This window comes from Pseudomonas sp. AU12215 (assembly GCF_001675465.2).
Classification (GTDB): domain Bacteria; phylum Pseudomonadota; class Gammaproteobacteria; order Pseudomonadales; family Pseudomonadaceae; genus Pseudomonas; species Pseudomonas nitroreducens.
This window is the reverse complement of sequence record NZ_MACM02000006.1, coordinates 1-13197: the sequence shown is the minus strand read 5'-3', so window position 1 is coordinate 13197 and position 13197 is coordinate 1. Positions and strand designations below refer to the sequence as shown.

General features: G+C 66.8%; 10 protein-coding genes. 8 read left to right on the top strand and 2 right to left on the bottom strand.

What is annotated here, in order from left to right:
• Positions 1–17 precede the first annotated feature (17 nt).
• From A9513_RS01555 to A9513_RS01535, 5 genes are all read left to right on the top strand, one after another.
• A complete protein-coding gene (locus A9513_RS01555; protein WP_038803210.1) occupies positions 18–1178 on the top strand; it encodes an acyl-CoA dehydrogenase family protein in 1161 nt (386 codons plus the stop codon).
• A gap of 19 nt (positions 1179–1197) precedes the next feature.
• Positions 1198–2547 carry an MmgE/PrpD family protein gene (locus tag A9513_RS01550; protein WP_065083795.1) on the top strand — a complete coding sequence of 450 codons (1350 nt, stop codon included), beginning with the start codon at positions 1198–1200 and terminating at the stop codon, positions 2545–2547.
• A gap of 79 nt (positions 2548–2626) precedes the next feature.
• On the top strand, positions 2627–3817 hold the full coding sequence (locus tag A9513_RS01545) for a CaiB/BaiF CoA-transferase family protein (RefSeq protein ID WP_065083794.1): 1191 nt from the start codon (positions 2627–2629) through the stop codon (positions 3815–3817).
• Positions 3818–3831: 14 nt separating this feature from the next.
• Positions 3832–4665: a CoA ester lyase gene (locus A9513_RS01540; protein WP_038803211.1), complete on the top strand. Its 834-nt coding sequence runs from the start codon at positions 3832–3834 to the stop codon at positions 4663–4665.
• Positions 4666–4903: 238 nt separating this feature from the next.
• On the top strand, positions 4904–6631 hold the full coding sequence (locus A9513_RS01535) for a SulP family inorganic anion transporter (RefSeq protein WP_065083793.1): 1728 nt from the start codon (positions 4904–4906) through the stop codon (positions 6629–6631).
• Between the two features lie 72 nt (positions 6632–6703).
• Here the strand turns inward: A9513_RS01535 and A9513_RS01530 are convergent, their stop codons facing one another.
• A complete protein-coding gene (locus A9513_RS01530; protein ID WP_065083792.1) occupies positions 6704–7444 on the bottom strand; it encodes a hypothetical protein in 741 nt (246 codons plus the stop codon).
• Between the two features lie 140 nt (positions 7445–7584).
• On the opposite strand from A9513_RS01530, the gene katE reads away from it, so the two are divergent.
• From katE to ligD, 3 genes are all read left to right on the top strand, one after another.
• Positions 7585–9807, top strand: coding sequence for a catalase HPII (katE, locus tag A9513_RS01525; protein ID WP_083195962.1), 2223 nt, complete (start codon positions 7585–7587; stop codon positions 9805–9807).
• 120 nt (positions 9808–9927) lie between these two features.
• Entirely contained in the window at positions 9928–10359 is a 432-nt protein-coding gene (locus tag A9513_RS01520; RefSeq protein WP_065083790.1) for a phosphotransferase system, HPr-related protein, read from the top strand.
• Between the two features lie 3 nt (positions 10360–10362).
• A complete protein-coding gene (ligD, locus tag A9513_RS01515) occupies positions 10363–12891 on the top strand; it encodes a DNA ligase D (RefSeq protein WP_065083789.1) in 2529 nt (842 codons plus the stop codon).
• 25 nt (positions 12892–12916) lie between these two features.
• Here ligD and A9513_RS01510 read toward each other — a convergent pair.
• Positions 12917–13197, bottom strand: a 281-nt coding sequence (locus tag A9513_RS01510) for a Rho termination factor N-terminal domain-containing protein (RefSeq protein ID WP_065083788.1), incomplete at its 5' end; no start/stop codon positions are given.

The following is a 13197-nucleotide window of genomic DNA, read 5'->3' as shown; positions in this document are numbered from 1 at the left end:
AGAGCAAAGGTGATTCGATGACTTCCACCCCCGAAGAACTCCAGGCCATCCGTGAAGGCGTGCGCGCCCTGTGCGCGGAGTTCCCCGCCGAGTACTGGCGCCGGATCGATGAAGAGAAAGGCTTCCCCGAGGACTTCGTCCGCGCCATGACCGAAGCCGGCTGGCTCTCCGCGATGATCCCGGAAGAATACGGCGGCTCGGGCCTGGGGCTGGCCGAGGCTTCGGTGATCCTGGAGGAGGTGAACCGCTGCGGCGGCAACTCCGGCACCATCCACGGGCAGATGTACAACATGTTCACCCTGCTGCGGAACGGCAGCGCCGAGCAGAAGGCCTACTACCTGCCCAGGCTCGCCAACGGCGAGCTGCGCCTGCAATCCATGGGCGTCACCGAACCCACCACTGGCACCGACACCACCAAGATCAAGACCACTGCCGTGCGCCAGGGCGACAAGTACGTGATCAATGGCCAGAAGGTATGGATCTCGCGCATCCAGCATTCCGACCTGATGATCCTGCTGGCCCGCACCACGCCGCTGGCCGAGGTGAAGAAGAAGTCCGAAGGCATGTCGATCTTTATCGTCGACCTGCGCGAGGCCATCGGCAACGGCCTGACCGTGCAGCCGATCGCCAACATGGTCAACCACGAGACCAACGAGCTGTTCTTCGACAACCTGGAAATCCCCGCCGGCAACCTGATTGGCGAGGAGGGCAAGGGCTTCAAGTACATCCTCGACGGCCTCAATGCCGAGCGCACGCTGATTGCCGCCGAGTGCATCGGCGATGGCCGCTGGTTCACCGAGAAGTCCGCGCAGTACGCCCGTGACCGCGTGGTGTTCGGCCGCCCGATCGGGCAGAACCAGGGCGTGCAGTTCCCCATCGCCGAGGCGCACATCGAGATCGAGGCCGCCGACCTGATGCGCTGGCGCGCCTGCGAGGAGTACGACAACGGCAAGAACGCCGGCGCCGCCGCCAACATGGCCAAGTACCTGGCGGCCAAGGCCAGCTGGGAGGCCGCCAACGCCTGCCTGCAGACCCACGGCGGTTTCGGCTTCGCCAACGAGTACGACGTCGAGCGCAAGTTCCGCGAGACGCGCCTGTACCAGGTGGCGCCGATCTCCACCAACCTGATCCTGTCCTACGTGGCCGAGCACCTGCTAGAACTGCCGCGCTCCTTCTGACGAACCGGGACGACAAGCGATGAACAATACCCACGCCCTGGCCGAGTTCCTTGCCGGCCTGCGTTACGAAGACCTGCCCGCGGCAGTGGTCGAGTACACCGAAGAACTGTTCCTCGACTGGCTCGGCTCGGCCCTGGCCAGCCAGAACCGCCATCCGATCCCGCTGTTCCAGCGCTATACCCGGCGCATGGGCCCGGCGAGCGGGAAGAGCCGCGTACTGGTGGACGGCAGCTCGACTTCCGCCTACTTCGCCGCACTGGTCAACGGCGCCAGTTCGCACCTGGTGGAACAGGACGACCTGCACAACAGCTCCGTGCTGCACCCGGCCACCGTGGTCTTCCCGGCGGCCCTGGCGGCCGCGCAGGAACTGGGCAAGTCCGGCCGCGAGCTGATCCTCGCCAGCGTCGCCGGCTACGAGGCGGGTATCCGCATCGGCGAGTTCCTCGGCCGCTCGCACTACCGCATCTTCCACACCACCGCCACGGTCGGCACCCTGGCCGCCGCGGTGGCGGTGGGCAAGCTGCTGGGGCTGGACAGCCGCCAGTTCGTCAACTGCCTGGGCAGCGCCGGCACCCAGGCCGCCGGCCTCTGGGAGTTCCTGCGCGACGCTGCCGATTCCAAGCAGCTGCACACCGCGAAGGCGGCTGCCGACGGCCTGCTCGCCGCCTACCTGACGGCCGATGGCCTGACCGGCGCGCAGAACATCCTCGAAGGCGAGCAGGGCATGGCGGCCGGCATGTCCAGCGACGCCGACCCGAGCCGTCTGGTGGACGGCCTGGGCACCCGCTGGGCACTGTGCGAGACCTCCTACAAGTTCCACGCCTCCTGCCGCCATACCCATCCGGCCGCCGACGCGCTGCTCGGCCTGATGCAGCGCGAAGGGCTGGCGCACGGCGATATCGCCAAGGTCACCACCCGCGTGCACCAGGGCGCCATCGATGTGCTCGGCCGTGTGCTGGTGCCGCAGACGGTGCACCAGGCGAAATTCTCCATGGGCACCGTGCTGGGCCTGATCGCCGTGCACGGCAAGGCCGGGCTGGTGGAGTTCGAGGAGTTTTCCCTGAAGGATCCAAACGTCGCGGCCTTCTGCGAGAAGGTCGCCATGCAGCTCGATGCGGAAGTGGACGGCGCCTACCCGCAACGCTGGCTGGGCCGCGTCGACGTGCTGACCACCGACGGTCGCCAGCTGCACGGCGCCATCGACGAGCCCAAGGGCGATCCGGGCAATGGCCTGAGCCGTGCCGAACTGGAAGACAAGTTCCGCCGCCTGCTGGCCTTCGCCGGCCAGCGCGGCAGCGCCGAAGCGGATCGGCTGGTGCAGGCCAGCTGGCGGCTGCACCAGCTGTCGAACCTCGACGACTTCCACTGAAACAGACTCGCGGGCGCCTAGGCCGCCCGATCCCACCGAATCGTAGCGTCGGCCACCCGGCCGGCGTCTGGAGTTGCCCATGAGTTCGCGTCCCCTCGACGGGATTACCGTCGTCAGCCTGGAACACGCCATCGCCGCACCGTTCTGCACCCGCCAGTTGGCCGACCTCGGCGCCCGCGTGATCAAGATCGAGCGCCCCGGCGTCGGCGACTTCGCCCGCGGTTACGACGAGCGCGTGCGCGGCCTGGCCTCGCATTTCGTCTGGACCAACCGGTCCAAGGAAAGCCTGTCGCTGGACCTCAAGCAGGAGCCGGCGCAGGCCGTGCTGGAGCAGTTGCTCGAGCAGGCCGACGTGCTGGTGCAGAACCTCGCTCCCGGCGCCGCTGCGCGCCTGGGCTTGTCGTTCGAAGCGCTGCACGAGCGCTTCCCGCGGCTGATCGTCTGCGATATTTCCGGTTACGGCGAAGGCGGCCCCTACGAGCAGAAGAAGGCCTATGACCTGCTGATCCAGAGTGAAAGTGGCTTCCTCTCGGTCACCGGCGGTCCCGGCGCCGACGAGATGGCCAAGGCCGGGTGCTCGATCGCCGACATCTCCGCCGGCATGTACGCCTACAGCGGCATCCTTTCGGCCCTGCTGCTGCGTGGCAGGACCGGCGAGGGCAGCCGCGTCGAGGTGTCGATGCTCGAAGGCATGGCCGAGTGGATGGGCTTCCCCATGTACTACGCCTTCGAAGGCCAGTCGCAGCCGCCGCGTGCCGGCGCCGCCCACGCCACCATCTACCCCTACGGGCCGTTCCCCACCGGCGATGGCGGCAGTGTGATGCTCGGCGTGCAGAACGAGCGCGAGTGGAAACTGTTCTGCGAGATCGTCCTGCAGCGCCCGGAGCTGGCAACCGATCCGCGTTTCACCGCGACCAGCCTGCGCGTGGCCAACCGCGATGCCCTGCGCGAATCCATAGTCGAGGCCTTCTCGGCCCTGGGCGCCGAACAGGTGGTCGAACGCCTGGAACACGCGCAGATCGCCAATGCCCACGTCAACGACATGCGCGGCCTCTGGCAGCACCCGCAACTGGCGGCCCGTGACCGCTGGCGCGAGATCGACAGCCCGGCCGGCCGCCTGCCGGCGCTGTTGCCGCCGGTGAACAGCAACGCCTATGCCCCGCGCATGGACGCCGTGCCGGCGCTGGGGGAACAGACGGATGACCTGCTGCGGGAACTGGGGTATACCCCCGGTGATATCCAGCGCCTGCACGAGCAGGGCGCGGTATGACCCAGGAGAGCCCAATGATTCAGGACACCCCGGCGGATTCCATCGTACGGACCGCGCTGTTCGTTCCCGGCAGCCGCCCGGAGCGCTTCGCCAAGGCCTTGGCCAGCGGCGCCGACGCAGTGATCGTCGACTTCGAGGACGCCGTCGAGGCATCGCTCAAGGCCCGGGCGCGGGAAAACCTCGAAAGCTTCCTCGACGCCAACCCGGAGGCGCGCGTGCGAGTAAGGGTGAACGCCGCCGGCGATCCGCAGCAGGCGGCCGACCTCGAACTTTGCGGGCGCCTGCCGGGCGTCACCGGCATCCTGCTGCCCAAGGCCGAACGCGCCATGCAGGTGCGCATCGCCGCTGCCTCCGGCAAGCCGGTGTGGCCGCTGATCGAGAGCGCCCGCGGCCTGCTCGCGCTGGGGGAGATCGCCGCCTGCGAGGGCGTCGAGCGCCTGACCTTCGGCGGCCTCGACCTGGCGCTGGATATCGGCATGAGCAGCGGCACCCAGGCCGCCGCGGTGGTCTACGACCAGGTACGCCTGAGCCTGCTGCTGCATTCGCGGGTGAACGACCTGCAGCCGCCGCTGGATACCGTGTTCCCCGCCTTCGACGATGCCGAAGGGTTCGCCGCGACCATCCGTCATGGTCGCGACCTCGGCCTGCTCGGCGCCCTGTGCATCCATCCCCGACAGGTCGCTGTGGCCCATGCGGCGCTGGCCCCCGGCGCTGAGGAACTGGACTGGGCGCGCCGGGTGGTGGAGGCCTCGCAAGGCGGCGCGGCGGCCTTCCAGGTCGACGGGCAGATGGTCGACGCGCCGGTGCTGGCCCGCGCCCGGCGGCTGCTGGCCAGCGCCGGCGGTTGAACGACCATCTGCAGTAACGAGCTTGCTCGCGAACCTTTTCCGCCGGTCGCCGGTGCCAATCGTTCGCGAGCAAGCTCGCTCCTGCATGGTCGGCCGGTTTTCGCGAAACGCCTCGGCAACGCAAAACTGCGGTCTTGACCGAGAGCACCGTCAAGGGACAGGTGGCTGATCTAGGCTAGGGGACACAAGGCTCCCATGCGCGGGCCTTCGCAGCAGCGACCCGGAGCCTTTCGACCCCATGCCCGATACCTCACCACGGCAATCCTCCCGCTTCGACTGGCAGCGTTGGCTGCCAGGGCTGGCCACCCTGTGCAACTACCAGGCGAGCTGGCTGCCCAGGGACCTGGCCGCCGGCCTGGTGCTGACCACCATGCTGGTGCCGGTGGGCATCGCCTACGCCGAGGCTTCCGGCGTACCGGGCATCTACGGGCTGTACGCGACCATCATTCCCTTGCTGGCCTATGCGCTGTTCGGCCCGAGCCGCATCCTCGTGCTTGGCCCGGACTCCGCGCTGGCCGCGCCGATTCTCGCGGTGGTGCTGGTGCAGGCGGCAGGCGATCCGCAGCGGGCCATCGCCATCGCCAGCCTGATGGCGCTGGTCTCCGGCGTGGTCTGCATGGTCGCCGGGCTGCTGCGCCTGGGCTTCATCACCGAACTGCTGTCCAAGCCGATCCGCTACGGCTACATGAACGGCATCGCCCTGACGGTGCTGATCAGCCAGTTGCCCAAGCTGTTCGATCTTTCCGTCGAGAGCCGGGGGCCGCTGCAGGACCTCTGGTCATTGGGCCGGGCGCTGCTGGGCGGGCAGGCCAACTGGCCGAGTTTCGCGGTGGGTGGAGGCTGCCTGGTGCTGATCCTCGCACTCAAGCGCTACAGGCGCCTTCCGGGCATTCTCATCGCGGTGGTGCTGGCGACCCTGTCGGTCAGCCTGTTCGACCTCGGCAGCCGCGGCGTCAAGGTGCTCGGCGAGTTGCCCCAGGGGCTGCCAGGGTTTTCGTTCCCCTGGGTGAGCGGCATCGATCTGGTGGAAGTGCTGCTGGGCGGTATCGCCGTGGCGCTGGTGTCATTCGCCGACACCAGTGTGCTGTCGCGCACCTACGCGGCGAGGCTGAAGACGCCGGTGAACCCCAACCAGGAAATGTTCGGCCTGGGCGTGGCGAACTTCGCTTCCGGGCTGTTCCAGGGCATACCCATCAGCAGCAGCTCCTCGCGTACGCCGGTCGCCGAGGCCGCAGGGGCAAAGACCCAGCTCACCGGCATCGTCGGCGCCCTGGCGGTGACCCTGTTGCTGCTGGCGGCGCCCAACCTGATGCAGCACCTGCCCACCAGTGCCCTGGCTGCGGTGGTGATCGCCGCGGCACTGGGGTTGTTCGAGTTCGACGACCTCAAGCGCATCTTCCGCCTGCAACAATGGGAGTTCTGGCTGTCCATGGGCTGCTTTGCCGGCGTGGCGGTGTTCGGGGCCATTCCAGGCATCTGCATCGCCGTGGTGATCGCGGTGATCGAGTTCCTCTGGGATGGCTGGCGACCGCACCATGCCGTGCTGGGCAGGGTGGACGGCGTGCGTGGTTATCACGACGTAACGCGTTACCCGAATGCGCGGCGCATTCCCGGCCTGGTGTTGCTGCGCTGGGATGCGCCGCTGTTCTTCGCCAATGCCGAGCAGTTCCAGAACCAGGTACTGGCGGCGCTGAACCAGTCCCCCACGCCCGTGCAGCGCCTGGTGATCGCGGCCAGCCCGGTGACCAGCATCGATATCACCTCCGCCGACATGCTCGCCGAGCTGGACAAGATCCTGGAGCAACGCGGGGTGGAGTTGCAGTTCGCCGAGATGAAGGACCCGGTGAAGGACAAGATGAAGCAGTTCGAGCTGTTCGAGGGGCTGGGTGAATCGGCATTCCATCCCACGGTGGGCGCCGCCGTGGATGCCTACCTGGCCGACTCCGGCGTGGACTGGGAGCCCTAGGCGCCTGTCGATCAGACGGCGCCCAGGGCTACGGCGGAGCAGGGCGCAAGGCTCAACATGACGGTGGCGAATCTAGAGCTTCCAGATGGGGCCGTAGGTGCCAAAACACGCGTTCGATAGCGCCTGCTTGCGAACGCCGTGAGTCTGGTAGCCGCCGAATTCGTTGATTTCCAGGGTCAATTGCGGGGTCAGCTCCTTGCCGCTCTTGAGGCGGACGCTGTCGAACACCTGCAGCTTCTTGCCGGTATTGACCACGCTGGTCTCCATCCAGGCCTCGGGCGTACTGGCTTCATCCAGGCGGGCCAGCAGTGCGTTATAGAGGGGCAGGTAGCGACCGTCCGGGGCCTTGCAGTCGATGTTGATCTTCTTCACCAGGGCCTCGGCCTCGGCGGAGCTGAAATACAACCGGCTGCCAAAATCGCGCTGAAGCCTGTCGACGTAGGAACCCTGGTCGCCACCCGTTGCGGTGGCAACCGTCGCAACATCGACGGCCTGCCCGGCAAGCTCAGCCTGGCAGGCCTGCCGGCTCTTGTAGAAGGTGTGCGAAACCCTGACGCCAGACGGTTTGTAGATTGCAGAAGCGATCAGTACCTGGCCGTCGGTACTCACCAGGTCGCCATCCGGAATGTACTCACCGCCCTTGCCCCATACGCCATCCGGGAGACCACCTGGCCACTCGACGCAGGAGGGCTGCTGGATATCGCGGCGCAACTCGTAAACGCGCCCCTGGAGAAAGGCCTGCGTATTTTCGGCAACGCTCGGAAAAGATGTCAGCGACAGGCAGGATGCGATGAATAGCCGAGTCCAATTCAAGAAGCGTCTCCTTGTCGCCCGGCGACCTGTCGGCGGGCATTTGTGACTCAGGATAGCTGCATATCGCGTCGACACAGGGCGAAGAAATCATCCGGAACGATCAGGGCGTCGCCGGGCCTGCTTCGCCAAATATCTGAACTCTGCGCCAGAGGTCTGTCCCAACAGGTAGAACCCGGCGCCGACGTCCATCCCAACAGGGCGCCATTCTGCATCCTGATGAGGAGGACCCTGCCGTGGCCAAGAAACCCACCATCAAGCGAAGCGATCTGGCTGGCACCGACACCACCGACCGCAGTAACCGCAACGAGAAGATCGAGCAACTGGAGCCCTACCGTGAGGACGCCACGGGGGAGGCGCTCACCACCAATACCAACGTGCGCATCGCCGATAACCAGAACAGCCTGCGCGCGGGGGAGCGCGGACCTTCGCTGCTGGAAGACTTCATCCTGCGGGAGAAGATCACCCACTTCGACCATGAGCGGATTCCCGAGCGCGTCGTGCATGCGCGGGGCGCAGCGGCCCATGGCTATTTCGAATGCTACGAGGACTGGAGCCAGCTGACCAAGGCGGCGTTTCTCGGCAAGGCGGGCCTGCGTACGCCGGTGTTCGTGCGCTTCTCCACCGTGCAGGGGCCGCGCGGGTCGGCGGACACGGTGCGCGACGTTCGCGGCTTCGCGGTGAAGTTCTATACCGAGGAGGGCAACTACGACCTGGTCGGCAACAACATGCCGGTGTTCTTCATCCAGGATGCGATCAAGTTTCCCGACTTCGTCCACGCGGTGAAGCCCGAGCCGCACAACGAGATTCCCACCGGCGGTTCGGCCCATGACACCTTCTGGGACTTCGTCTCGCTGACGCCCGAGTCCGCGCACATGGTCATGTGGGCCATGTCGGACCGCGCCATTCCGATTTCCCTGCGGCATATCCAGGGCTTTGGCGTGCATACCTTCCGCCTGGTCAATGCGGCGGGCGACAGTGTGTTCGTCAAGTTCCACTGGCGGCCGAAGTCCGGCGTCTGCTCGCTGGTCTGGGACGAAGCGCAGAAGCTGGCCGGCAAGGATGCGGACTTCCATCGCCGCACCCTATGGGACGACATCGAAAGCGGCGACTACCCCGAATGGGAGCTGGGCGTGCAGGTGATCGCCGAAGCCGACCAGGACAAGTTCGACTTCGATCTGCTCGATCCCACCAAACTGGTGCCCGAGGAGCTTGTTCCCGTGAAGCTGCTGGGCCGCATGGTGCTGAACCGCAACCCGGACAACTTCTTCGCCGAAACCGAGCAGGCGGCGTTCCACCCCGGCCATGTGGTGCCGGGCATCGATTTCAGCAATGACCCGCTGCTGCAGGGGCGGCTGTTCTCCTATACCGACACCCAGCTGTCGCGCCTTGGCGGGCCGAACTTCAACCAGATTCCGATCAACCAGCCGCTGTGCCCGTTCCACAACAACCAGCGCGACGGCCTGCACCAGCACATGCTGCACAAGGGCCGCGCCGCCTACGAACCCAATTCCATCGACAACGGCTGGCCCAAGGAAACCCCGCCCGCCGCGCGCCACGGCGGTTTCACCAGCTATCCGGAAACCATGACCGGCACCAAGGTCCGCGTACGGGCCGATTCCTTCGCCGACCATTTCACCCAGGCCGCGCTGTTCTACCACAGCCTCAGCGAGGCGGAGCAGGGCCATGTGGTTTCGGCCTATGCGTTCGAGCTGTCGAAGGTCGAGCGAATGGCGATTCGCGAGCGCGAGGTCAACCAGATTCTCGCCAATATCTGCCCGAAACTTGCCGAGCGCGTGGCCCAGCGTATCGGGGTGAAACTCACCAACAGGAAGGCCAAGGTTCCGCAGCCCAAGCCATCGCCGGCCTTGAGCCAGGCCAACCTGCTGGCCGGCGATATCCGCTCCCGCAAGGTGGCGATCCTGGTCGCCGATGGCGTCAAGGAAAGCGACGTCAAGGGCTTGCAGGATGCGCTGAAAAAGGCGGGGGCGAGCGCCAAGCTGATCGGCCCCAGTGCCGCCCCGGTGAAGTCCGAAACGGGTTCGGCGCTGGTGCCCGATGCCAGCTGGGACGGCCTGCCGTCGGTGGCTTTCGACGCGGTGTTCGTGCCCGGCGGCGCGAAATCCGTGCAGGCCATCGGTAGCGATGGCCGCGCGCTGCACTACCTGCTGGAGGCGTACAAGCACCTCAAGCCGCTGGCATTCGCCGGCGACGCCGGGAAGCTGCCGGCGCAGCTCGGCCTGCCCGCGGATGAAGGGGTGATCGACGGCAAGTCCGCCAGGGAAGTATTCGGCAAGTTGCAGGAGGCCTTGCTGCAGCACCGCATCTGGGGCCGCGAGGCCCATGCCGGGAAGATCCCTGCCTGAGCGGAGGGGCGGCGGCCGATGCTGCCGCCCCGTGCCCACCGGGCAGTCAACCTGAACTCCAGCCGCTGGTTCGGCTCAACCGGCCGACAGCCTTTGTCCGAGAACCGCAGGAGAGTCGCCATGACTGAACGACGCCAGCAACACATCGAGATCGACGATACCGAGGACCGCATGGGCAGCGTGCGCGAACTCGACTTCGAGAAACAGCCGGAAGGCCGCATTGGCGACGAGCGCTCGCCGCAGGAGGTGGAGCGCGAATTCCCGCCGCAGCGCCGTCGCGAGATGGGCATGACCGGCGGCGAGACGCTGGGCGACAGCGCCGTCGAGGATGGCGTCAGCATGGATGACCTGGCACCGGAAACCCTGATCGACGAGGACGGGTCCGAATCCCCGCTCGATCCGCCGTCCGGCAAGCCGGCAGACCGCGACCTGCGCATCGTCCGCGGCAACGAGATCGGCGCGGGCGGCGGGCTGGACGAGGCCGAGGAAGGCCGTGTGCACCCGCTGGACGGCAAACCCTGGGACGCCTCCGACCCCGACGAGGAACAGTGATCCATGGCCGGGGCCAAAGCCGTCAAGGACAGCACCCTGAAGGAATACGCGCGCAAACGCGACTTCAGCGGCACTCCCGAGCCACAGGGCGAAACGCCGGCGGACCGGGAAGGGGAGGCTGCCTTCGTCGTGCAGAAGCACGACGCGAGCCACCTGCATTACGACTTCCGCCTCGAACTCGATGGCGTGCTCAAGAGCTGGGCGGTGCCCAAGGGCCCCTGCCTCGATCCCAGCGTGAAGCGCCTGGCCATCGAGGTGGAGGATCATCCGCTGGACTACGCGGGCTTCGAAGGGCATATCCCGGAAGGTCATTACGGTGCCGGCGACGTGATCGTCTGGGACGAGGGCCACTGGATGCCCATTGGCGATCCCCACGAAGGCCTCGGCAACGGCCATCTCAAGTTCCGCCTGGCGGGCAGCAAGCTGACCGGCAGCTGGAACCTGATCCGCACCCGCATGGCCGGGCGGCAGCCGCAGTGGTTCCTGATCAAGGGGCGGGATGACCAGGCACGGGACTACCCGCGTTACGACATCCTCGCCGAGCAGCCGCTGAGCGTCGTCACCGGAAAGGCATTGCCCGGCGAGGTTGCGCAGCGCAAGCAGGCTTCGGCAAAGCGCTCCAGGCCGGTGCAGCCTGCGAAGAAAAGAGCGGCGGGCAAGGCCAGCCTGCCGGCGGCCATGTCTCCCGAACTCGCCACTCTGGTGGACGCGCCACCGGCAGGCGACTGGCGCTACGAGATCAAGCTCGATGGCTACCGCCTGCTTGCCCGGCTCGACAGCGGCCAGATCAAGTTGCTGACCCGCAACGGCCACGACTGGTCGAAGAAGCTGCCCGAACTGTGCGCGGCGCTGGCGGCACTGCCGGTGACGTCCGCCTGGCTGGACGGCGAGATACTGGTGATGGACGAGGAGGGCCGACCGGACTTCCAGCGCCTGCAGAATGCCTTCGATGCCGCGGTCTCGGCGCCCATCCACTACACCTTGTTCGACCTGCTCTGGCTGGATGGCGAGGATTACCGCAACAAGCCCCTGGAGCAGCGGCGCCAGGCGCTGGCACAGGTCCTGCGCGGCAATGGCGATGATCGCCTGCGCTATTCCGAGGACTTCACCGACGACCCGCGCAGCATCCTCGACAGCGCCTGCCGGCTCGGCCTGGAAGGGCTGATCGGCAAGCGTGTGGGCAGCCTCTATACGGGGAAACGCTCCTCCGACTGGATCAAGCTCAAATGCAAGCGCCGGCAGGAGTTCGTGATCGTCGGCTACAGCGCACCCAAGGGCTCGCGCTCATCTTTCGGCGCCCTGCTGCTCGGGCTGCACGACGAGAATGGCGAGCTGCGCTACGCCGGCAAGGTGGGCACCGGTTTCAGCGCGGCCAGCCTGAAGAGACTGCATCGGCAGTTCCAGCCGCTGCAGCGCAAGACCTGCCCGCTGCGGGAGCCGCCCAAGGGAGCCGAGGCCAAGGGCGTGACCTGGCTGCGTCCGGAGTTGCTGGGCGAAGTTGCCTTCGCCGAGATCACCCGTGAAGGCAGGGTGCGCCAGGCGGTGTTCCACGGTCTGCGCAGTGACAAGCCGGCTGAGGCGATAGTCGAGGAAAAACCGAAGAAGGCTGCCCGCGCCGTCGCTGCCAGACCGTCGCGCTCGAACAGCGGCAATGTCCTGGAGGGCGTGACCATCACCCATCCCGAGCGAGTGGTCGATCCCACCAGCAAACTGCGCAAGATCGATGTGGTGCGCTACTACGACAAAGCCGCGGAATCCCTGCTGCCCTGGCTGGCCGACCGTCCGGTGTCCCTGGTGCGGGCGCCCGATGGTGTGGCGGGCGAGCAGTTCTTCCAGCGCCATGCCTCGCGTACCGGGATCCCCGGCGCCGAACAACTGGACCCGCAGCTTGACCCCGGTCACGCACCGCTGCTGCGCATCGCCTCGGCCAAGGCGCTGGTGGGCGCCGCGCAGATGGGTGCGCTGGAGCTGCATACCTGGAACGCCGCGCTCGATGACCTGGAGAAACCCGACCGCTTCGTCCTGGACCTCGACCCCGATCCGGCGCTGCCCTGGCAGCGGATGATCGAGGCGACCCAGTTGACCCTCACGCTGCTGGACGAACTCGGCCTGACAGCCTTCCTCAAGACCAGCGGCGGCAAAGGCATGCACATCCTCGTGCCGCTGCAGCGGCACCATGGCTGGGATGAAGTGAAGGACTTCGCCCATGCGATCAGCCGACACATGGCCCGGCTGATGCCGGACCGCTTCAGCGCCGTATCGGGGCCGAAGAATCGCGTCGGGAAGATTTTCATCGATTACCTGCGCAACAGCCGGGGCGCCAGCACGGTGTGCGTGTGGTCGGTACGTGCACGGGAGGGGCTGCCGGTCTCGGTGCCGATCAGTCGCCATGAGCTTGCCAGGCTCAAGTCGGCACACCAATGGACCCTCGCGAATGTCGACGAGCGTCTGGCAGGCGCCGACCCCTGGGCCGACTGGGCGAAGACCCGGCAACGGTTGAGCGCAAAGATGCGCGGCAAACTGGACGGCTGAGGACGCTAAAACGACACCTCCCGGCTCAGGTGGCTTTTCGCAAGGCGTCTATCAGTTGCTGCTTGCGCATGCTGGAGCGCCCGGCGATGTGCCGGGTGCGCGCACGATTGAGCAGCTCGGCCTTGGTCATGGATTCCAGTGGCTGGTCGGGGCGCGGCACGCCGTGTTTGCTGGCAACGGCGCGACGGGCCGAGCTCTTGCGCGCAGCGGCCTTGGCGGTGGCGCTTTTCTGCTGGCCCGAGCCGCCCTTGCGCTCGCCGCCGCCGGACTGCTTGTTCACGGTCGCCCAGGCTCGCGCCTCGGCTT

Coding starts and splice junctions, on each gene's coding strand:
- A9513_RS01555 (WP_038803210.1), top strand. CDS start 18: ATGACTTCCACCCCCGAAGAACTCCAGGCCATCCGTGAAGGCGTGCGC.
- A9513_RS01550 (WP_065083795.1), top strand. CDS start 1,198: ATGAACAATACCCACGCCCTGGCCGAGTTCCTTGCCGGCCTGCGTTAC.
- A9513_RS01545 (WP_065083794.1), top strand. CDS start 2,627: ATGAGTTCGCGTCCCCTCGACGGGATTACCGTCGTCAGCCTGGAACAC.
- A9513_RS01540 (WP_038803211.1), top strand. CDS start 3,832: ATGATTCAGGACACCCCGGCGGATTCCATCGTACGGACCGCGCTGTTC.
- A9513_RS01535 (WP_065083793.1), top strand. CDS start 4,904: ATGCCCGATACCTCACCACGGCAATCCTCCCGCTTCGACTGGCAGCGT.
- A9513_RS01520 (WP_065083790.1), top strand. CDS start 9,928: ATGACTGAACGACGCCAGCAACACATCGAGATCGACGATACCGAGGAC.
- ligD (WP_065083789.1), top strand. CDS start 10,363: ATGGCCGGGGCCAAAGCCGTCAAGGACAGCACCCTGAAGGAATACGCG.